The 21,900-nt window shown below is 38.2% G+C and carries 15 protein-coding genes; 10 read left to right on the top strand and 5 right to left on the bottom strand.

Annotated features, from left to right (window positions below; all coding sequences use genetic code 11):
• The first annotated feature begins 50 nt into the window (after window positions 1-50).
• The 6 genes from lhgO (at window position 51) to BQ5321_RS07820 (ending at window position 8,877) form a co-directional block, all read left to right on the top strand.
• Window positions 51-1,265, top strand: coding sequence for an L-2-hydroxyglutarate oxidase (gene lhgO, locus BQ5321_RS07795; protein ID WP_071393959.1), 1,215 nt, complete (start codon window positions 51-53; stop codon window positions 1,263-1,265).
• Window positions 1,266-1,289: 24 nt separating this feature from the next.
• Window positions 1,290-1,622 carry a DUF3870 domain-containing protein gene (locus tag BQ5321_RS07800; RefSeq protein WP_071393960.1) on the top strand — a complete coding sequence of 111 codons (333 nt, stop codon included), beginning with the start codon at window positions 1,290-1,292 and terminating at the stop codon, window positions 1,620-1,622.
• A 318-nt stretch (window positions 1,623-1,940) separates the two neighbouring features.
• Window positions 1,941-2,891, top strand: a complete 951-nt coding sequence (gene glaH / locus BQ5321_RS07805; RefSeq protein WP_071393961.1) for a glutarate dioxygenase GlaH — start codon at window positions 1,941-1,943, stop codon at window positions 2,889-2,891.
• 270 nt (window positions 2,892-3,161) lie between these two features.
• Entirely contained in the window at window positions 3,162-4,526 is a 1,365-nt protein-coding gene (gene gabT / locus BQ5321_RS07810) for a 4-aminobutyrate--2-oxoglutarate transaminase (RefSeq protein WP_071393962.1), read from the top strand.
• A 325-nt stretch (window positions 4,527-4,851) separates the two neighbouring features.
• Window positions 4,852-6,879, top strand: a complete 2,028-nt coding sequence (locus tag BQ5321_RS07815) for a hydantoinase/oxoprolinase family protein (protein ID WP_071393963.1) — start codon at window positions 4,852-4,854, stop codon at window positions 6,877-6,879.
• A 21-nt stretch (window positions 6,880-6,900) separates the two neighbouring features.
• Window positions 6,901-8,877 carry a hydantoinase B/oxoprolinase family protein gene (locus BQ5321_RS07820; protein ID WP_234978368.1) on the top strand — a complete coding sequence of 659 codons (1,977 nt, stop codon included), beginning with the start codon at window positions 6,901-6,903 and terminating at the stop codon, window positions 8,875-8,877.
• Window positions 8,878-8,991: 114 nt separating this feature from the next.
• On the opposite strand, the gene BQ5321_RS07825 is transcribed toward BQ5321_RS07820, so the two are convergent.
• Window positions 8,992-10,401 carry a sigma-54 interaction domain-containing protein gene (locus BQ5321_RS07825; RefSeq protein ID WP_071393964.1) on the bottom strand — a complete coding sequence of 470 codons (1,410 nt, stop codon included), beginning with the start codon at window positions 10,399-10,401 and terminating at the stop codon, window positions 8,992-8,994.
• Between the two features lie 264 nt (window positions 10,402-10,665).
• On the opposite strand from BQ5321_RS07825, the gene BQ5321_RS07830 reads away from it, so the two are divergent.
• From BQ5321_RS07830 to rpoN, 3 genes are all read left to right on the top strand, one after another.
• Window positions 10,666-12,120, top strand: coding sequence for an aldehyde dehydrogenase family protein (locus tag BQ5321_RS07830; protein ID WP_234978369.1), 1,455 nt, complete (start codon window positions 10,666-10,668; stop codon window positions 12,118-12,120).
• Window positions 12,121-12,235: 115 nt separating this feature from the next.
• Window positions 12,236-13,615 (top strand): APC family permease, encoded by a 1,380-nt coding sequence (locus BQ5321_RS07835; protein ID WP_084786687.1) that lies wholly within the window; start codon window positions 12,236-12,238, stop codon window positions 13,613-13,615.
• Window positions 13,616-13,862: 247 nt separating this feature from the next.
• Window positions 13,863-15,188, top strand: coding sequence for an RNA polymerase factor sigma-54 (rpoN, locus tag BQ5321_RS07840; protein WP_071393967.1), 1,326 nt, complete (start codon window positions 13,863-13,865; stop codon window positions 15,186-15,188).
• Window positions 15,189-15,224: 36 nt separating this feature from the next.
• Here rpoN and BQ5321_RS07845 read toward each other — a convergent pair whose 3' ends face one another.
• Window positions 15,225-16,112, bottom strand: coding sequence for an EamA family transporter (locus tag BQ5321_RS07845; RefSeq protein WP_071393968.1), 888 nt, complete (start codon window positions 16,110-16,112; stop codon window positions 15,225-15,227).
• Between the two features lie 179 nt (window positions 16,113-16,291).
• Window positions 16,292-16,819 carry a nitroreductase family protein gene (locus BQ5321_RS07850; protein WP_071393969.1) on the bottom strand — a complete coding sequence of 176 codons (528 nt, stop codon included), beginning with the start codon at window positions 16,817-16,819 and terminating at the stop codon, window positions 16,292-16,294.
• Between the two features lie 225 nt (window positions 16,820-17,044).
• Between BQ5321_RS07850 and BQ5321_RS07855 the strand changes: the two genes are divergently transcribed.
• On the top strand, window positions 17,045-17,911 hold the full coding sequence (locus BQ5321_RS07855; RefSeq protein WP_071393970.1) for a fumarylacetoacetate hydrolase family protein: 867 nt from the start codon (window positions 17,045-17,047) through the stop codon (window positions 17,909-17,911).
• A 49-nt stretch (window positions 17,912-17,960) separates the two neighbouring features.
• Here the strand turns inward: BQ5321_RS07855 and BQ5321_RS07860 are convergent, their stop codons facing one another.
• Together BQ5321_RS07860 and BQ5321_RS07865 are read right to left on the bottom strand one after the other, a co-directional pair.
• Window positions 17,961-20,465: an EAL domain-containing protein gene (locus tag BQ5321_RS07860; RefSeq protein ID WP_071393971.1), complete on the bottom strand. Its 2,505-nt coding sequence runs from the start codon at window positions 20,463-20,465 to the stop codon at window positions 17,961-17,963.
• Window positions 20,452-21,873: an ABC transporter substrate-binding protein gene (locus BQ5321_RS07865; protein ID WP_234978370.1), complete on the bottom strand. Its 1,422-nt coding sequence runs from the start codon at window positions 21,871-21,873 to the stop codon at window positions 20,452-20,454. Before BQ5321_RS07865 ends, BQ5321_RS07860 begins: the two co-directional genes overlap by 14 nt.
• Between the last annotated feature and the right edge of the window lie 27 nt (window positions 21,874-21,900).

Genomic DNA, 21,900 nt, shown 5'->3' on the forward strand with positions numbered 1-21,900 from the left:
TTTATAGAGAATATTTTACTATTAAACTCAATAAGAGGGGGATTTTATACATGTATGATTTTGCGATTGTTGGTGGAGGTATAGTCGGTTTATCAACGGGAATGGCCATTTACGACCGATTTCCAAATGCAAATATAGTGGTGATTGAAAAGGAATCTAGAGTAGCAGAGCATCAAACAGGTCATAATAGCGGGGTAATCCACTCCGGCATCTACTATAAGCCTGGCAGCTTTAAGGCTAGATTTGCTCGTCAAGGTAGCCAATCGATGACAGAATTCTGTCAAGTACATGGCATTGATCATGATATATGTGGAAAAGTCATTGTTGCGACAAAGGCAGAGGAAATGCCGTTATTAGAGAATCTGTATACACGTGGACTGGAAAACGAGCTCGCGATTACGAAAATTGGCCAGGATGAATTAAAGGAAATTGAACCGCATGTTAAAGGGCTTGGAGCGATCCGAGTTCCTCAGGCAGGCATCGTAAATTATCGTCAAGTGAGTGAAAAGTTTGCTGAGATTATAAAAGAACATGGCGGAGAAATTAAATTAAATACGAAGGTTGAAAAAATATATGAAGACTCTGATAGTGTAACAATTGAAACGAATCGTGGAGCATTGAAAGCCAATATGGTCATTAATTGTGCCGGCTTGCATAGTGATCGTGTTGCGGCGGCGGCAGGATATAAAACAGATATGAAGATTTTACCCTTCCGCGGAGAATATTTTAAATTAAAGCCGGAAAAGCGCTACTTAGTCAAAAATCTAATCTACCCTGTGCCTAATCCAAAGTTTCCATTTTTGGGAGTCCATTTTACTCGGATGATTAGCGGAGAAGTGGATGCAGGTCCAAATGCCGTGCTTAGCTTTAAACGCGAAGGCTATAAGAAAACGGACTTTAATGCAAAGGATTTAGCTGAAGCCTTAAGCTATGGCGGTTTGTGGAAAATGGCTGGGAAATTTGCGAAAGAGGGACTTGATGAATATGTCCGTTCCTTTAGCAAAAAACAATTTACCAAAAGTCTGCAGCAGTTAATTCCAGAAATTCAAGAGGATGATTTAATCCCTGCGCCTGCTGGTGTCCGTGCCCAAGCATTAAAGGATGATGGTAATATGGTGGATGATTTCCATATCATTATGGGAAGACGCTCCATCCATGTGTGTAATGCGCCGTCACCCGCAGCGACTGCTTCTATTGAGATTGGAAAAGAAGTGGTAAGAAGAATTCCAGTTCAAACACATTTAAAGGAAGCTGTACTTAGTTAATAGATTCATAGGAGGATGGTCTGTATGTTCAATGGGAAAACAATTTTTATTGCTGGTCATGCCCGTCTACCGCAGGGAATGGCTGCAAAAAGTGTATTTGAAACGTTAACGATTACTGCCGAGGTAGATAAAAAATATGGTGTTGTACTGGAGGCCTCTTGTACACTTGCAACCGAGCATGGAAGAGAATTTATTGGCCAGCTGTTAAAAGGCACAAGCTTGAAGGATGGAGTAGAAGACGTGATTGAAGCGATTCAAACCTATTACCGTGGAAAGGCAACGAATGCACTAGTTGCTGCTCTAAAGGATTTGGATCAGCATTTTCAGCAATTAAACTCTCTCGGTGCAGCTAAATAATTTTTTCTAAATATTAAAAATATATTGACAGTTATTATGTTTTATCATAATATATGAATATCCTAATGTTACAGCATGCTTACCTTTTGAATAATACCCTTTCAAAATCGTAAACAGCAGAACATGGAAAACGGGAAACGTAAATAACTAAAACGAACTGTATGTTCACTGTGACTCTATTGCCATAGAGCGGTGAAGTGAATATAAGCCAGTTGTTCAAGTAGACTCCTATCTTATGATAGGAAGCTTGTTCGACTGGCTTTTACTATTTCCTGTTGATTAATTCACCTATATCACAATTATCAGGAGGAACGAAAAATGACGATGACAAAAGAAGCTGCAAAGGGAAAATTTGAAGTAAAAACAGAATACTATGAGGTGAAAATTCACCCGCAAACAAACCGTCTGTACGATATTACGATTTCAAAAGAAGCTATTAATGCATTCCTTGAAAAAGCAAGAAATGAAAACTTTACAGTCCAGCATTTAGAGTATACTCCATATGCAAGACATCTTGTTGCAGCATTTTTACAAGAGGAATTAGGAGAAGAGTTTGGTAATCTGCTTCGTGAGATTATTCATGACCGTGAGTCAGGCGGCTTTACCCTTGGATTAGAGGGAGTAACTGAAGATACTGATGAATATGTCATTTTTGCCACTGCTATTTCACATCTAGTCGGAATTCCAAACTTTGATGCAATGACTGGAAAGTATTACGCAAGATTTTCTGTTAAGGATACAGATAACAGTGATTCTTACCTTCGTCAAGCCTACCGATTATTTACGCTTCATACGGATGGGACATTTGTTGATGAACCGACCGATTGGCTGCTCATGATGAAAATGGTCGAGCAAAATGCACGTGGCGGGGAATCTCGTTTACTGCATTTAGATGACTGGAAGGAACTTGATAAGTTTATGAAACATCCGCTAGGAAATCATCGTTTTACGTATAAAGCACCTAGCAGTAAAAATGTTGATCAAGAAATCGAACGTTTAACGTTCTTTGACTATAATAATAAACCGGGTATGTGCTTTATTGATCAGTTCGTATATCCTGAATCAATCGAGCAAGCGAAATACTTGCGTGACCTTTCAAGCTCGATGGAGAATGATGAAAGTGTTGTAGAGTTAAAGCTTCCTGTTGGAAACTTAGTGGTTCTAAATAACATCTTCTGGCTTCATGGTCGTGCAGCATTTGAGAAGGATCCAAACTTATATCGTGAATTAATGCGTCAACGTGGCAGATTCAACAAGAATGCCATCTAATACTACTAGCTTTTAAATGATATCCAACCCCACCCCAATTTGGATACGTTTTTATAGAGGGAGAACCATTTACTGACTTTCAGTAAGTGGTTCTCTTTATTTTTGTATTTAATTGTATTAATAGTTGGCATGAAGTTTGCTTATAGAATAACTGAGAACATAAATTAATTTTCACTGAAAAATATGCAAAATACTTTTACAGAAATAAATTTATGTTGGCATAAGAATTGCTTAATAAAAAAGTAAGAATATACCTTAAAGAAGGAAAGGATGATAAGAATGAGCTTTGCAGAAATCAAAACAAATATCCCAGGAGAAAAATCTAAATCACTAGTCGAGAGACGACAAAATATAGTACCTAAAGGAGTAAGTAATGGTGTGCCTGCTTTTGCACAATCAGCTGAAGGAGCGTTAGTTACAGATGTAGACGGTAACACTTTTATTGACTTTGTTGGTGCAATTGGAGTCCAAAATGTTGGTCACAACCATCCGAAAGTGAAGCAAGCTCTACATGAGCAGGTTGACCAATTTATTCATACGGGCTTTAATGTGATGATGTATGAATCCTATATTGAATTGGCAGAAAAATTGGCTGAGATGGCACCTGGTAGCCATGAAAAAATGGTTCTCCTACAAAATACTGGAGCTGAAGCCGTTGAAAATGCAGTGAAAATTGCCCGTAAATATACGAAGCGGCAAGGCATTGTATCTTTTTCTAGAGGATTCCATGGCCGTACACTAATGACAATGAGCATGACTAGTAAAGTAAAGCCTTATAAATATGAATTTGGTCCGTTTGCACCTGAAGTATACCGTGCACCATACCCATACAATTATAGAAGACCAGCAGGTATGACAGTTGAACAGTATGAAGAAATGGTTCTGGCAGATTTTAAAAACTTCTTTATCTCAGATGTTGCACCAGAAAGCATTGCTGCGGTTGTTATGGAGCCGATCCAAGGTGAAGGTGGCTTTATAGTTCCAGGAAAACGTTTTGTCCAAGGTGTTGCTGAATTCTGTAAAGAGCATGGCATTCTCTTCGTTGCAGATGAAATACAAACAGGTTTTGCCAGAACAGGAAAGAATTTTGCCATCGAGCATTTCGATGTTGTTCCTGATTTACTAACTGTATCGAAAGCGATGGGTGCAGGAGTACCAATCAGCGGAGTAATCGGGCGCAAAGAAATCATGAATCAATCTGAGCCAGGCGAATTGGGTGGAACGTACAGTGGAAGTCCGCTAGGCTGTAAAGCTGCTTTAGCTGTGTTAGATATTATTGAAGAAGAAAAATTAAACGAGCGTGCTCAAGCAATTGGTGAAAAAGTACAGAGCCATTTCAAAAAGCTTGCTGGTAAATATGAATGTGTTGGCGATTATCGCGGACTAGGTGCGATGAATGCAATTGAAATCGTTAAGGATAAGGAATCCAAGGAACCTGCCAAAGATTTAACAAATAGCATCATCAAGGAAGCGAATAATAGAGGGCTGCTATTATTTAGTGCAGGGGTATACGGAAATGTTCTTCGTCTATTAATGCCGCTAGTGATTACGGATGAGCAATTAGAAGAGGGCTTATCTATATTAGAGCAGGCAGTTGAAGCAGGGGTTGCGACAAACAGTGTAACAGTAGGTTAACCGAATAACTGAATATATAACAAAACAATAATAAAACAGCGCATCTATATTTGTAGGTGCGCTGTTTTATTTCATTTCATTAATTCAATATTAAATCAATAAGGGTGGAGTGATTTAATATTGACTCACTATTTACATAAAATGATTTATTAATGAATTATATTCGCTATATTTACCATAAATACCATTATATTCCATTGGCATCATTTTTGCTTGTTTTAAGGTAAATGAATAAGTTTCCTTGAGGGAGGTGTTTAATAGGTAAAGGGGCTTATACAAAAATAATTCTGAATTTTAAAATAATAATAATTAGGAGTGAAAATGGATGAGTTCAACGCGATTAGCAATAGATGTAGGCGGTACATTTACGGATGTCTTTGTTTTTGATGAAAATTCTGGAACAATTTCGGTGACGAAAACCTCTTCGACACCTTCGAATCCAGAGAAAGGGATTTTAGATGGAATTGAAAAGGCTAAGATTAACGGGGAAGATATCAAGGTTTTTTCCCACGGAACTACGGTTGGAACAAATGCCTTAATTGAAAGAAAGCTTCCAAAGACCGCGTTAATCACAACAAAGGGATTTAGAGATGTTCCTGAGATTCGTAGAGGAACAAAAGAGGATATTTGGGATATGTACAAGGATACATCAAAACCGTATATCCAAAGAAGAGACCGCTTTGAAGTGCAAGAAAGAACAGACTTTGAAGGAAATATTCTGACCTCCATCAATGAGGACGAAGTACGACTTTTAGCAAGAAAACTTAAAAAGCGTGGAACGGAATCCATTGCCGTATGCTTCATCAATGCCTACGTCAACGGTGAAAATGAAAGCAAAGTAAAGGCAATATTAGCTGAAGAGCTTCCGGAAGTCTATGTTTGTATCTCTAGTGAGGTATTACCTGAAATCTTTGAGCATGAGCGGATGAGTACCACGATTATTAACGCTGTTCTTGGCCCGATTGTCAGTAAATATATTCAAACATTAGAATCTGAAATGGCACAAAAGGGCTATGAGGATGAAATTCTTGTGCTCCATTCCGGCGGAGGTGTGATGACGTCAACAACGGTTCCACGCTATGCTGCCCGACTAGCAAGCTCTGGAATTGCGGCAGGGGCAATTGCAAGTAAACATATTGCCAAGCTTTGCGGTTATGAAAACGCTATTGGACTAGACATGGGCGGGACAAGTACAGATATTTCTCTCATGTATGAGGGTGATATTCGGATTACAAAGGACTGGTCAATCGAATATGGCTATCCAATTGGTTTTCCTAGCATAGAAATCCTAACCATTGGTGCAGGTGGAGGAAGCTTGGCATGGGTGGATGACGGAGGTTCACTTCGAAACGGTCCGCAAAGTGCCGGCGCAGTTCCTGGACCTGCATGCTATGGAAGGGGTGGAACGGAACCGACTAATTCAGACGCAAACCTTGTGCTCGGCCGTCTCGGAATCGAATTATTGGATGGTTCCATGAAATTAGATAAAGAGAAAGCTGTACAGGCAGTTAAAAAGGTGGCTGACCAGTTTGATTATACAATCGAAGAAGCTGCACAGGCAATCATTCAAGTGGCTAATGCCAATATGTGTGATGCATTAAGATTAATCTCTGTGAGACGTGGCTATGATCCCCGTGATTTCGCACTGGTCGCCTTCGGTGGTGCAGGTCCTTTACACGGTGCACAATTAGCGAAGGAAATGGAAATTCCAACAATCATTGTTCCGCCACACCCAGGGGTTGCTGCTGCAATGGGTTGCTTATTAGTGGATGTTCGTCATGATATCTCTAAGACTTTTGTAAGAAATATCAATGATGTTTCATTAGATGAGTTGGAAGCTGAATATGTCACGATGGAAAAAGAAGCAGAGGATTTATTAGCTGAAGAAGGAGTTGATAATGATCACTCCACTCTTATGCGTTATATCGATATGAGATATAAAGGGCAGTGGCGTTCATTAGCCGTACCAGTCAGCAGTAATCTGCAGTCATTAGATGCTGTGCTGGAGACCTTCCATGAAGAGCATAAACGTGAGTTTGCTTTTTCCAACACGGAACAGCTTGTGGAAATTTATGGTCTACGGGTAACAGCAATTGGAACCGTTCCAAAACCTGAATTTCCTAAATATGGACCGTCAGGATTACTTGAGGATGCTCTGAAGGGTGTCAGAAATGTATATTTTGACGGTGAAATGTATGCAACAAATGTCTATAACCGTGAACAAATTCCTGTACTTGCGGAAATTCAAGGTCCAGCAATTGTTGATCAGCTTGATACGACTACGGTCATTCCGCCTAATTTCTCGGCTAGAGTAGATGAATATAGAAACTTAATTATTACAGTAAATGAATAAGAAAAAGGAGAGGTGAGCGGATTGAATAAAGCGCAAATTATTACAGGTGCAACGAAAAGTAAGCTGGATCCAGTAACATTTGAAGTGTTAAAGAATGGTTTTGTTAATCTTGTTGATCAGATGGCAGAGCAGATGCTTAGAACCTGCTATTCCTTTGTTATCTATAATCGTGATTTCAGCTGCGCATTATGTGATGCCGAGGGAAATACAGTGATGCAAGGAACGCAGGATATTTCAGTTCATGTCGGAACCTTGCACCTAACTGCTAAAGCGGTTATCGAGGATTTCAAGGACGATATCCATCCAGGGGATGTGTTCCTAGTAAATGACCCTTATCGCGGCGGGACTCATTTTAACGATACACGTGTTGTGATGCCTGTTTTCTATAATGATCAACTCATTGCCTTTATGCAGACCAATGGTCATTGGGCAGATATGGGTGGTTCGACACCGGGGTCCTTTGATATTAAGGCTAAGGATCATTATGGTGAGGGCGTACGAATCCCTCCTGTTCGTATTTATCATCAAGGTAATTACTTAAAGGATGTCGTGAACCTATTGGTTATGAATATGAGGGTTCCAGAAGAGAGATTGGGAGACTTGCAGGCACAGGTTGAAGCAGCGAAAGTAGGACAAACACAGCTGATGGGTATGATTAATAAATATGGTCTTGAAACAACGCTCACAGCCTTTGAAGAGGTTCAGGATTATGTAGAGCGCTTGACGAAGGCAAAAATTCAATCGTTACCAAAAGGAACCTGGGATACCGTTGATTATATTGATATGGACCCAGATATCGGAGACGGTCTAATCCCAATCCGGGTGCAGATGACGATATCAGATGAAGAAATCACCTATGATTTGAATGGGTCTCATCCATATATCGGATGCTTTTTAAATGCAGGCTTTGGTGCATCTTTATCAGCGGCCTATGCGGGTACCAAAACATTCTTTCCAGAAATCCCTTTAAACTCAGGGTTTTACCGAGCAGTGAAGGTAATCCTACCGGAAAATTCTGTGGTTAATGCACCAAGTCCAATTGCTGTCACAGGGTATTGCTCCGGTGCGTTCGAGAAAATCTTGAATGCCTGCTTTGAGCTATGGTCTAACATTATGCCTGAAAGAGCCTTAGCTTGTACATTCAACCTTGAATATTTGTTAATTGGTGGGAATGATAAACGGGATGAAGAGAGCAATTTCTTTATGTGGTATGACTGGATGGCTGGCGGGCATGGAGGTCGTATTGATCGAGATGGTGTGAATGCTACCTCTCCAGCATTCGGTGTTGGTTTAAGTGTACAGCCATGTGAAGGTCAGGAACGATTATCCCCGGTTGTTACAACAAAGCATGAAATTATTACAGATTCAGCCGGTCCTGGAAAATATCGTGGCGGCTGCGGAGTTGAAAAGGGCGGAATATTAACAGAAGTAGAAAATACAGTGATGTCTTATTGCTGTGACCGCTCTCGCTCGATTACATGGGGAATTTTTGGTGGTCTCCCTTCCACACCTCATGGCGCATGGTTAAATCCAGGTAAAGAGGAAGAACAGTTTTTAGGGACGATTTTCTCGAATGTTAAGGTTGAGAAAGGTGATTCATTTACACGACCATCTGCCGGCGGAGGCGGTTTAGGTGATCCGCTTGAAAGGGATATCCAGGCTGTACTAGAGGATGTTATTGATGAATACGTTTCCGTTGAAAGAGCGAAGAAAGATTACGGAGTCGTCATTATTGAAGTGGATAAGGATTTGGATCTTTTCGAGATAGACTATGAAGCTACGGAAAGGGAAAGGGCATATATTAAAGCCAATCGTAAGAAATGGCTTGAAACGGATCCTAAAGAAGTGGAGCATATGTTTAAAAATGATACTATTGATAAACTAGATGTGATACGACGATATGCTGTGATAATGGATTATGCCACAAATAAAGTGCTGAAAACATCAACAGAGCAATTTAGAGAATCAGTCAATAAGCGTTCAGTCACCTATTGGTAATAACTGTCTTGAACACATGGCAAGGTGATTGATAAGAAAAGGCGGTATATTCTCACTATAAAAAACTTTATGCAGGTCGGATGATACTCCGCCTGTATAAAGTTTTTTATTTAACTATTTTTCTGTTTGGTATTTTTTTAGCTTGCGTACCACCGAAGGCTGACTGATTCCTAAGTGTTTCGCTATTTCATAGGTTGATTTACAATGCTGAGAAGCTTTTAATAGTAGTCTTTTCTCCAGTTCTTCCAATGCAGCCTTTAAATCCAGGCCATCAAATATAGTAAAGTCCTTCTCATTTTCAGCTTGGATACTGACAAAGGATGGAACTGTACTTTCGATAGTCTCACCTTGGAAGAAAGCAGGAAGGTCTGTTGGTAAAATGGTAGCAGCCTCTGTTGTCAAAATAAGCCTTTCAATCAAGTTTTCTAACTCACGAACATTGCCGGGCCACCTGTAGGCAATTAAGAAGTCATAGGTCGTGGCATGAAGCTTTTTTGACGTTTTATATTTTTCGTTCATTGCATCAACATAATGATTGATTAATATAGGGATTTCCTCTTTACGTTCCCGTAATGGCGGAATGTGGAGCGGGATAACATTTAATCTGTAATATAAGTCCAGGCGAAATTTACCTTTTTCAACCATTTCTTCTAAATTTTGATTTGTTGCCGTGACAAGCCGAAAGTCGACATGCTGCTCTTTTTTGCCTCCGATTCTCATAAACTTCTTTTCCTGCAAAACTTTCAATAACTTAACCTGCATCGAGAGTGGTAGCTCGCCGATTTCATCTAAAAATAATGTTCCGTTATGTGCTTGTTCAATTAAACCCTGTTTCCCTTTTTTTGTTGCGCCAGTAAAAGAACCTGCTTCATAACCAAACATTTCTGACTCGAAAAGACTTTCAGGAATGGTACTACAGTTTACTTCAATAAAGGGTTCCTTACTACGCTGGCTTTGGTTATGTAGTTCGTGAGCAAACATACTCTTTCCAACTCCTGATTCACCTAATAGTAACACGGTTGCATCTGAGTCCGCGACACGATGAATCGTATTGCCGATTTGCTGCATTTCTTTGCTGCGATAATAAATGCCTTCTTTTCTTCGTAGTTCCTCAACTTCTGTTTGGTAGCCCTGTAGTTTACGCTCTAATTTTTCGTATTGCTCCTGAAGATTTCTAATTTCTGTTTGGTCTTGAGCATAGCTAATTACTCGGATAATGGAACCGTCATCAGCAAAAATAGGATACCCTTGTGTCATAATTATTTTTCCCGTTTGTGTATGCTGCATAATTTGTACAGTTTTTTTTTCTCTCAATACCAATGCCGTAATGGATGGAGTAAGAACAGCTTCTTTTTCGAGCTGATACACAGATTTCCCTTTATATTCATCTGTCTCGATTCCATAAACAGACCAATGTTCAGCATTTGTTTCTAGGATCATTCCGTTTGCATCTGCAATCGTTATATTATTATTGGACGTTTCAATAATCGAATTTAATATTTTATTTGCTAAAGAATCCTCCATTTACATCCTCCTTTATTTCAGCTTCGAGGTTTAATAGCTTACTATAATGCCTCTATTTGATTCAAATATAAATCAAAATAAACTAATAATCAAGAATTGAATTAAAATTCTAAAAATTTAATCCAGTTTTGAATCAACCTCCATAAAAAGTCAATTTTTGCCTTAATTAATCAAAAAATAGGTTGGCATGGTTATTGCTTATTCATTTTATATAAAAATTTTTTATCGGTTGAAGCATCAACCTGTAAGATAAGGAGGAAAATTGTGACTAAATATTTAAATTTCATCGGAGGCGAATGGAAAGATTCTAAGAATGGGGCAGTGAAAGAACACTATAATCCTGCCAACCCATCGCAACTTATTGGATATACCGTACCTGCAACTGCAGACGAAGTAAATGAAGCTGTTGGACAGGCAAAATTGTCCTTCTTGACATGGAAGCAGCGTTCTCCTGTAGAAAGAGGGGAAATACTAAGAAAAGCTGCCGATCTATTGGAAGCGCAAGCACAGGGTATTGCTGAAACTGCCACAAAGGAAATGGGAAAAAGATTGATAGAAATGAAGGGTGAAGTCCTCCGTGGAGCAGCTATATTGCGCTACTATGCACAAGAAGGTATGAGAAAGCAGGGTGAAGTCTTACCATCAGCTAATAGTCAAAATACACTTTATTCAATGAGAGTTCCTCTTGGTGTTGTTTCTGTTATTACACCTTGGAATTTTCCAGTAGCGATACCAATATGGAAAATTGCACCAGCATTAGTGTATGGGAACACAGTCGTTTGGAAGCCATCACAGGAGACCGGTATAACTGCTGTAAAAATTGCAGAGGTATTTGAACAAGCTGGTTTGCCGGCTGGCGTATTAAATCTAGTCAATGGAAGCGGAGAAATCGTTGGAAATACACTCGTTGAGCATCCCGAGATTGCAGCCATTACTTTTACGGGCTCTAACCGAGTGGGAAGACAGCTGGCTTCCAAAGCGGTCGCACAAAATAAAAAGTACCAGCTTGAGCTCGGTGGGAAAAATCCTGTTATTGTTCTTGAGGATGCCGATTTAGATTTGGCTGCAAAATTAACAATCGATGGTGCCATGAAGCAAACAGGGCAGCGCTGTACAGCTACAAGCCGGGTTTATGTTGAACAATCAATATATGAGACTTTTATTGAAAAGCTATTAGAACAAGTGAGTCAAATTAAAGTTGGAGATGGTCTGGAAGAGACTGTTACGATGGGGCCTGTTGCTTCCAAAAAACAATTTGAAACCGTTACCTCTTATATTAACAAAGGAATTGAAGAAGGGGCAGAAATTCTTTATGGTGGACAAGCACTAGATGCTGCAGTCTATAACAGTGGTTATTTTATTGAACCGACAATATTTGGAAAAGTAACAAATGAAATGACCATTGCCAGAGAAGAAATATTTGGTCCGGTATTAGCGGTAGTTAAAGTGGAAAATTATACAGATGCACTTACACAAGCCAATGATACAATCTATGGATTAAGTGCTTCATTATTCACAAATAATCTAGATAAAGCCTTTGATTTTATTAAAAATAGTGAAGTTGGAATGGTGCAGATTAACGGTGAAACAGGCGGAGCAGAACCGCAAGCGCCGTTTGGTGGTATGAAGGAATCTAGCTCTGGAACTCGGGAACAAGGTCAGGCAGCAATGGAATTTTTTACAGCTTATAAAACAGTAGCAATCACTACAAATCTGTAGAATAACAAACAATAAAATGATTTATCTCAAAACATTAAAAAAGAAGGTGTCATAAATAATATCGAAGAGGTGAGTGTAATTGGATAAGCGTAACTCTAGTAAAGTGTTGTCGAGGATGGATGTGATATTCCTTGCTTTTGGCGCAATGATTGGCTGGGGCTGGGTCGTATTATCTGGAAATTGGATTAACTCTGCCGGAATGGTTGGAGCCATGATTGCTTTTCTTGGTGGGGGAGTTCTTGTTATCTTTGTCGGCTTAGTATATGCAGAACTTACAGCAGCCATGCCGGATGTTGGCGGAGAATTGTACTATACCTTAAGGGGAATAGGTCCGAAGACAGCCTTCGTCTCTGCCTGGGCGCTAGCATTAGGGTATTTATCTGTTGTTGCCTTTGAAGCAGTTGCACTGCCTACGGTAATTGAATACATTTTTCCAAATTATAAAATGGGTTATCTGTATACTGTAGCAGAGTATGATGTCTATTTTACTTGGGTATTAGTCGGATCTATTGTATCGATCATTGTGACAGCGATCAATTACTTTGGAATGAAATCAGCGGCTGTTTTCCAAATGGTCTTAACGGTCATTATAGCGTTGATTGGTATCATGCTTATGGTCGGTGCAGGAGTTAATGGGAATTTTGCCAACGCGGACCCATTGTTCTCAGGCGGAAGCGCTGGTATTATTACGGTTCTTGTCATGACTCCATTCTTATTCGTTGGCTTTGATGTAATCCCTCAGGCTTCCAGTGAGATGAATGTATCACCGAAAGCAATTGGGAAGCTGCTTATTTTCTCTGTAGTGGTAGCGGTTATCTTCTATGTGGGTATTATTTTTGCAGTTGGTGTTGCATTGGATCAAAATACGTTAGCTGCTTCAGTTCTACCAACAGCAGATGCCATGGCAGCGGTGTTTGGTTCAGATTTATTTTCAACAATATTAATCCTTGGAGGCGTAGCTGGAATTTTAACGAGCTGGAATGCTTTCATTGTAGGAGGAAGCCGCGTACTTCTGTCTATGGCTGAGAAGAAAATGATCCCAGCGTGGTTTGGAAAAATACACCCTAAATATGGTACACCTGTAAATGCAGTTATGTTTATTGGCGGATTAGCTACCTTCGCTCCGTTATTAGGTCGTCCGATGTTAGTTTGGTTGGTTGATGCAGGTGGTTTAGCCATTGTAATTGGTTATTTATTAGTATCGATTGCTTTCGTCCAGCTGCGTAAAAAAGAACCCAATATGGAGCGTCCTTTCCGGGCTGGGAAATCCAGTGCTGTTGGCTGGATAGCAACTATATTAGGCATTGGTTTTATCGCTATGTACATGCCGGGTATGCCGGCTGCACTAATCTGGCCATATGAGTGGATTATTTTTGCTGGTTGGTGGGGGATAGGCTTTGTACTTATGTATAGAATGAGAGAAAACTTTGTGCCAGGAAAAATCACCTATCGTGCGGAAGTTACACAATCCATAGAAGAAATACGAAATAGTTAACGTTATAAAAACTGACTATTTAAAAAATAATGATTTGAAGTAGTTATTAAGTTGGTATATTAGTAGAAAATCCAACATATAAACCTGCTAATTATAGCAGGTTTATATGTTTTTTATTGAATATATTCAAACTTCGACGATTTTCAAGTAAGAAAATATTACATAATACTATTCATATGATGGAAAATGAGTTATTATATAAGAGTATTAAGATAATTCTAAAATTTTTGAATAATAGGTGAGAAATATGCAATTAGGAATGGAATTAAACCAATATCAAACCCTAAAGCTCACGTTGACACCTGAACTGCGACAGTCTATTAATATACTACAATATTCTTCACATGAATTAATAGATTTTATTAAACAGCAGGCGGTTGAGAATCCTCTTTTGGAAGTAAAGGATAATCACCAGTTGGATTTTGTAACTCGAAACGATTATAAAACAAATACTTATCATACTTGTTTCAACACAGAAAAGGATTACGACCCTATTATTCAGTACTCTGATACTTATATTACCCTTGAAAAGCATCTGCTTGAGCAAATCATGACACATGCTGCCATAACGCAGGGTCAAAAAAGTATTTTAAAATTTTTAATTGGACACTTAAATCAGCATGGATATCTAGAAATTGAGCCTTCTATCGCAGCCCACAATTTGTCTGTATCATTGGCTGAAATGGAGGAAGCAGTTTCACTGCTACAATCACTTGATCCAGTCGGTGTAGGAGCTAGAAACCTGAGAGAATGTTTATTAATTCAAACTGCTGCACAACCCAATTGTCACCCTTTAGCCTCTCAAATGATTGAGCATCATATGGAGGACATAGCTGCAAAGCGATTTCATAAATTGGCCAAATTATTTCAAGTAACCGTTCAGGATATTCAGGAAGCAGCCGATTTTATTAAATCATTAAACCCTCGCCCCTGCAGTGAATATTACCATGAAATGACACAATATATTATTCCGGATGTAATGGTTGAGAAAGTAAATGAGGAATACTTAATCATCGTGAATGATAGCTTGATACCTCAGGTCAGAATAAATCCCTTATATCAAAGTAGTAATTTGAAAGCTGCAGAGGATTATGTCAAAAAGAAGCAGCATGAAGTTACCATGCTAATGAATGGCATTTCCCAAAGAAAATATACTCTCTATAAAGTAACCGAGGTTATTTTAGAGATGCAAAATGATTTCTTTCAATTTGGAATGAGTAAATTAAAACCGATGACATTAAAGGATGTATCAGAGCAGCTTGGCTTTCATGAATCCACAATCAGCAGAGCAACCAGTAATAAGTATATCCAAACACAACATGGTCTTTTTAAATTGAAGGATTTATTTTCAACTGGTCTCTCCAAACGGAATAGCATAGAAAATGAATCGTCTGTTGTCATCAAGGAAAAAATAAAAGAGTTGATTGAGACGGAAAATAAAGCAAAACCGGTTTCAGATCAAATGATTGTCCAATCGCTCATGCAAAATGGTGTTCAAATTTCCCGCCGAACTGTTGCAAAATACCGAGAAGAAATGGGGATTCCTGGTTCTTCTAAAAGAAAGCGATATTAATAGAATAGAAATAAAAAGATGAAAGGAAAGCACCTTTCATCTTTTTATTGCATAAGTCTTTTCTTTCTTTTGTAGGTTAGGAAAAGCGATTCCAAGTAAAATGATGCTCACACCCATCCATTGTAAAAAGGTAACGTGTTCCTTTAGAATCAGTGTGGACATAATAACGGCAGTCGGTAATTCTGAAGCACTTAAAATGTTTCCAAGTCCACTGCCTACTTTAGGCATTCCAATATTAAATAAGAGTGGAGGAAGAAATGATCCGAAAAAGGCAAAAAACAAGGCGTACGGAAGCAATCCATCATACAATGATCCATTCAAGAGAAAATCAGGTGGTAATACAAAAAACACCAGGATCGTAGCTCCAGTGGACATTAAAGCGCTTTTTCGAATGGGGTGTACAGGAATGGTAGAGCGCCCACTAATGTAAATAAAAGAAGCAAACGAAAGGGCGGCTAGTAATCCCCAACCATATCCTACAAGCGAGAAAGTGATGCTGCTATACAATATACCTGAGGCGAATATGGATCCGGCAAGAATTAAGATGGTTGCCATTAAGTTTTTTCGTGTGGGCACGTTTTTATCTAAGAAGTATTGTATTACAATTCCAATCCACGTAAATTGAAGTAAAAGAATAATAGCTATTGAAGCATCAACATATTTGAGGGATTGGTTATAAAAAATACCGGTTAACCCCATTGGAACTCCGCTAATTAACAAAATCAGTAATGATTTGAAGCTTAATGGACTCTTCGGCATAAAATAAGAAAGAATCCATAACAGGATGGCACCAAAAAAATACTGTGTACCTGTTACATCACTAACATTAAATCCTTGAGAGTAAGCAAGTTTTACAAATGTTGAAACAACACCATACGAGCAACCTCCAAGAAAAACAAGTAAAGCAAATTTCCAAGTACTCATAATATCCTCCTTGCTCCCAACACACACAATAAAACCACCCACCTTCATAAAAGGTGAGTGGAATCAATATTCAGGCATGACATATGCTAGAAAAAAATTAATCCTTAATACATTATATCGAAATAAATGAAGAACTGTAAAATGTGAATACTCGCCCTGTCTTCATTATGTCTGAAGTATTACTTACCATGCTTTCCATAATGGATGATTGAGTCTTTTGATAATAATGTCTTTGTAGGTGGCTCTTTTTCGGGGTAGCCTAAACCTAGAATAGCTACAATTCGTCTGTCATTTGGAATGTGGAGATGTTCGCGTACATAGCTTTCCCTTCGTTCGGATTCTTCCTGATCCTCAGAATGGTATATAGCACCAAATGCTGACCCAATTCCTAATTCAACAGCTGATAACCAAATAAAACCACTGGCAATCGAGGCATCCTGCAGCCAATATTTACTGATATCGGGACGTCCTGTAATGATAATAGCTGCTCCAGCTCCAGATAGCCAGGGAACAAAAGGTGTAGCCTGGGCTAGATGCTGTAATGAATCCTTCTCAGTTACTAAAATAAACTCTCTTGATGGAAGATTATTCCCTGAAGGCGCTAAATAAGCGGCATGTAAGATTTGATCCAGTTCCTTTGTTGGTATCAACTTTGGTAAGTAATGACTGATTTCTCGCCTTTTTTGGATTGCTTCAAATACATTCACACGATATTCCTCCTTTATATTTAAAATACTATTAATCTTATTGGAATACAAATAAATTAATTTCTTTTATTGTCTTTCTTTGTAATATTTTTCAGTGTTTTGAGGTTTTCTTACACAAAAGCCTATTATTCTTGTTAACTAAGAAGGAAATCGAACTAATGAAGTAGAATTATTGATAATTGAATATAGATTATTCAGAAAAATCAAAAAGAGAAGAGGGTTTACATGAAGTTCATTAATTTTAAAGCTAATAATCAAATTCGCTTAGGTATTGTGACAGAAAAAGGAATTATCGATGTAGAAGAGTCTGCTAGAATCTTTTCGCTGGAAATCCCTACTAAAATGGAAGATGTAATCGCTGGTGGAGATAAGGCAATACAGCAGTTATACAGCTTAATGAAAGAGGAAGTAGCTTATCTTTCAGAGGAAGAAATTGTCTATGCACCATGTGTGACAAATCCAGAAAAAATTCTTTGTGTAGGCTTAAATTATGTCGACCATGTAAATGAATCAAGCCAGAATATTCCTACCTCACCAGTTATATTTAGCAAATTTAATAACACCTTAGCTGGGCATAATCAAAAGATTAAGCTTCCAAAGTGTGCTGAGAAATATGATTATGAAGTGGAGCTGGTCATTGTCATTGGTAAAGAAGTCTCAAATGTTTCAAAGGATGAGGCACTTTCTTGTGTATTTGGTTATACAGTAGGTAATGATCTTTCTGCACGAGATCTCCAGTTCCGAAGTGGAAGACAATGGTTGCTAGGGAAAACGCTTGAAAACTTCGGCCCGATTGGGCCATATTTACTAACAGCTGATGAAATAGATCCGACTAACCTGGATATTGAATGTAGGGTAAATGGTGTAGTTAAGCAATCGGCTAATACTCGTGATATGATTTTTGATTGTGCAACACTTATCAGTTATATTTCTGAATATATGACACTAAAGCCTGGCGACATCATCTTTTCCGGCACACCTGAAGGGGTTGTGTTAGGCTATCCAGAAGACCAGCAGGAATGGCTGAAGGCAGGGGATGAAGTTCAGGTTTCGGTTGGAGGGATTGGAACTTTAATTAATGTACTTGAATAAATGTCAAAAAAAGCGGACAGAAAACTGTTCGCTTTTTTGACTTAAATGCCTATGCATATAAGAGGGTTTTTTGTGCATCCATCACAAGCTGTGTATACAGGACTTCAAAATCGTTTGCTGGAATGGGCCTACTGAAATAATAGCCTTGTATATTGTCACATAAATATCGCTTTAAATATTTTACCTGTTCCTCCGTTTCAGCTCCTTCTGCCGTGACACTTAAATTTAGATTATGTGCCATATTAATAATGGTAGCGACGATAGCTTCATTATTCTTATCTATTGTCATATCCCTAATAAAGGACTTATCAATTTTAACTGTATCAATAGGTAATTGGCGTAAATAATTAAGTGAACTATAGCCTGTTCCAAAATCATCGACAACAATACGTACACCCAAAGCTTTAAGCTCTTGTAATATGATAATAGAACGGGTTATATCCATTGACATGCTTTCCGTAATTTCAAGCTCTAATAGCTCAGGATTAATACCAGTATCTCTTATTATTTTTTCAATATTACTCACAAGAGTAGATTGTAGGAATTGATGTGGAGATAAATTGACAGAAACGGGAATAGGAGGTAGCCCCTGCTTTTGCCATGTAACACATTGCTGGCAGGCTTGTTTCATCACAACCTCGCCAATTTGTACGATTAATCCTGTTTCTTCAGCTTGTGGAATAAAGTGTTCTGGAGAAATCAGCCCTTGTTCTGGATGCATCCACCTGACTAAAGCTTCAACACCAGACACTGTTCCATCTTGAATATTAATCTTCGGTTGATAATATACGGTTAATTCCTTTTTATTAATGGCTTTTCGAATATTATTTTCTAATACAATTTGATTAACGGTATATTTATCCTCCCGGAGAGTATAGATAGCGTAATTATTTTTACCCTGCTGTTTCACTTTATACATTGCACGATCTGCTAGCTTTATTAGAGTATCAGGGTCATGACCATCCTTAGGGAAAAAGGAAATACCTATGCTGGTTGAAATTGGGATTTTATAGCCTTTTATAATAACCGGATTTTCTAATGCTTTCATAATTTTTTTAGAAATCGCCACGGCTTCCGTACTATCCGTTAAAAAGGGCAGCAGAACGGTAAATTCATCTCCGCCAATTCGGGAAACTGTATCACCTTCAGCTAAACAGGATACAATTTGTTTGGAAATATATTTTAATAACAGGTCTCCAGTGGCATGTCCAAATGTATCATTAACGGCCTTAAAGCGGTCTAAATCCATAAACAATATAGCGACAAGTGTGTTATTTTGTTTTGCCTTTTCCAATGCATCCTGAACACAAATTTTAAATAAACGGAAATTTGGTAAACCAGTCAAGAAATCATGGTAGGCGGACTTATGTAACGATTCATATGCAGCAACTCGGTCAAAGGCAAGGGCAATGTGATTCGTAAAGGATGTCAGCTGTTCAATAATATCTTCGGAAAAATAGTCTTTTTTAGAACTTGCTATATTTAATGTGCCAATAGCCTTGTTTTTTGCGATAATTGGCAATATTAATAAGGATTTCATTCCTTCCTTCATAAGCTTTTGTTCAAAAATAGAAGCATTATTGAAAAACAAATCGTTACGGACTATGATTTGTTTTTGATTAATAGCATAACTGAAGGAGGTATCTTCCATTTGAAGCTCATATGAAGAGGTATTGTTTTCCTGTTCGAGCCGGAATACTTCCAGTCTTTTTTGCTGGTTAATAAAGGTTAATGTAACCTGGCAAGCACCCATGTAACTTTGGATATTTAGCAATGTTGATTTTATTATCTCTGGGCTTTGAACATCGTCCTCTAATACTGAATTTGAGATACTTCCAAATACCTCAAGCATGTCTATTTTTTTAGATAAATCTTTCGTTGCTTTATTAATTTCGTTGACTAAAATTTCCTCGTGATTATAAATGGTTTTAGCCATTTTATTAAATTCTATTGCTAATTGCTTAATCTCAATGACGCTTATTTCTTCTAACACATCCACATTACGATGTCCTTTTGATAGTTGCTTTGTGGCCAAAATCAATTTTTTTATAGGTGCTGTCATTTTTCTACTGATGATATATGAAAAAATTAGAGAAAGAAGTGAGTAACTAATAACGGTAATCACCGTATCAATTAGGACCATTTGTTTTTGTTTTTTCAAAGTGGTTGTTTTGAGTCCCATTTCCACTTCCCCGACGTTTACTTTAAAGTATTCGAGCGGTATCTTTTCGATAATAAGATCTGTAAGATTTGTTTCACCCTTTTGATTTACGGTAGTGCCTTCCTTATCTCTGATAATGACATAAGCTATATTTGGTTCGGATTGTAAGGAGTATGTAAGTGGACTTAAGTTAGAATAATCCTCTTCAAGCATATATAATCCAATCGCTGAGTTTAGTGTTTTGGCAGCTGTTATTCCTTCATTTTTTAAGCTGTCTTCCAAATGTGCAGTTTCTCTCCAAGCATAAAGGCCGCTAATCGTAAGAACACTGATTAAAACAAGAATGTTCATTGCCAGCCAAAACTGGAAAACTAAACCCCTATTCCATTTCATTCTTACCTACCTCCTCGAGGAGGTTGAGCCATTGCTTGTAATGAACGGCTTGCAAATTGGCGTTGTACCGTGCTGTAATTTCATTCCATTCAACGGCAGTTTGCTGCAAAGCTTCCTCAGCAGTTAGATTATGGATTAATGCTTTATGGATGTTTTGATCGAGCGCTTGCATGTATTCCCAACCGCCTGGAATCATTAAATCAGCATTTGGATTATGTAAGCTGGATTTTACTGTGTTTAAAAAGTCCTCATTCATTTCTACTGTTGGAAATGCGCCTTTTTCAATTGCGGTAAAATGACTATATCGAAACGGATCATTAATGGTTTCTTTTGATATTAGGGCATTTTTGCTTATTTCTTTGGATGTGATATAAGAAATAATTTCCCAGGCTTTTTCAGGATGTGCAGATTGCTTTGAAATACCTAAAACACGGCCGATCCAGACTCCGCCTCGAGGATTTTCAGGATTATCAGCAGGTACAAGTGTCCAACCGACTTTATTTTCAATCTGCGAATCCCATGTTTGATGGTCGAAGGAGAATCGGGAAGTATCACTCCATTGAACGACCATAGCCAAGTCGCCATGAAGAAATGTGTTGTTTAAATCAATCCAATCGTACATGGAATTTGGGGGAGTTGCCCCGCTGTCATTCAAGTTAATCAAATCCTGTAAGGCTTTAATTCCTAATTCTTCCTGAATAAGAGGGTTCATTTCTTCATCAAAATACTTTCCTCCCATAGAAGCAAAGCGCTCAGCAAACCAAATATACCTTTTGGCATCTCCGCCAAAGATTGCGGTGCCATATAAATCAATTTCACCGTCATCATCCTGATCTCTTGTCAGGAATTGGGCAATCTGATCATATTCCTTCCATGTGGAAGGAGGCTCTAAATTCCTTCCATATAAAGCCTTATATTCTGAATTATACTTCTCGAACACATCTTTCCTATAGAATAAGAGATGTGTATCCCCATCATAAACCATTCCATAATCATGATTGTCAAATTTCATATATAGATTTCGATAAACGGGTAACACATCATCAATATCCTTAGTTTTTTCGATATATGAATCTAACGGCAGTAGCATGTCTCTCTCAACATACTCTGGTATTTTTGCAGGAAAAATCATATAAATGTCATAGGTTTGATTGCTGGCAAATAAAAAGTCCTCTAAATTATCATTTAGTCTATCAGGATAATGGTACTCTAAGCGGACACCAAATTTTTCTTTTATATTTTTTTCTTCCATTTGAAACAATGCTAGAGATTGCTCGGAATCAGCAATAATCGATAAAGCAGGTAAATCGCCAGTGGTTTCATTTTCTTGATCAGTGGGTTGAGATGAATTACAACCAGTTAATATGAGCATAAAAGCAAGACACAACCATTGCCGTGTTGATCTCATCTTCATAACCTCCATCCCGTTTGGGTA

This window comes from Bacillus tuaregi (assembly GCF_900104575.1).
Classification (GTDB): domain Bacteria; phylum Bacillota; class Bacilli; order Bacillales; family Cytobacillaceae; genus Bacillus_BD; species Bacillus_BD tuaregi.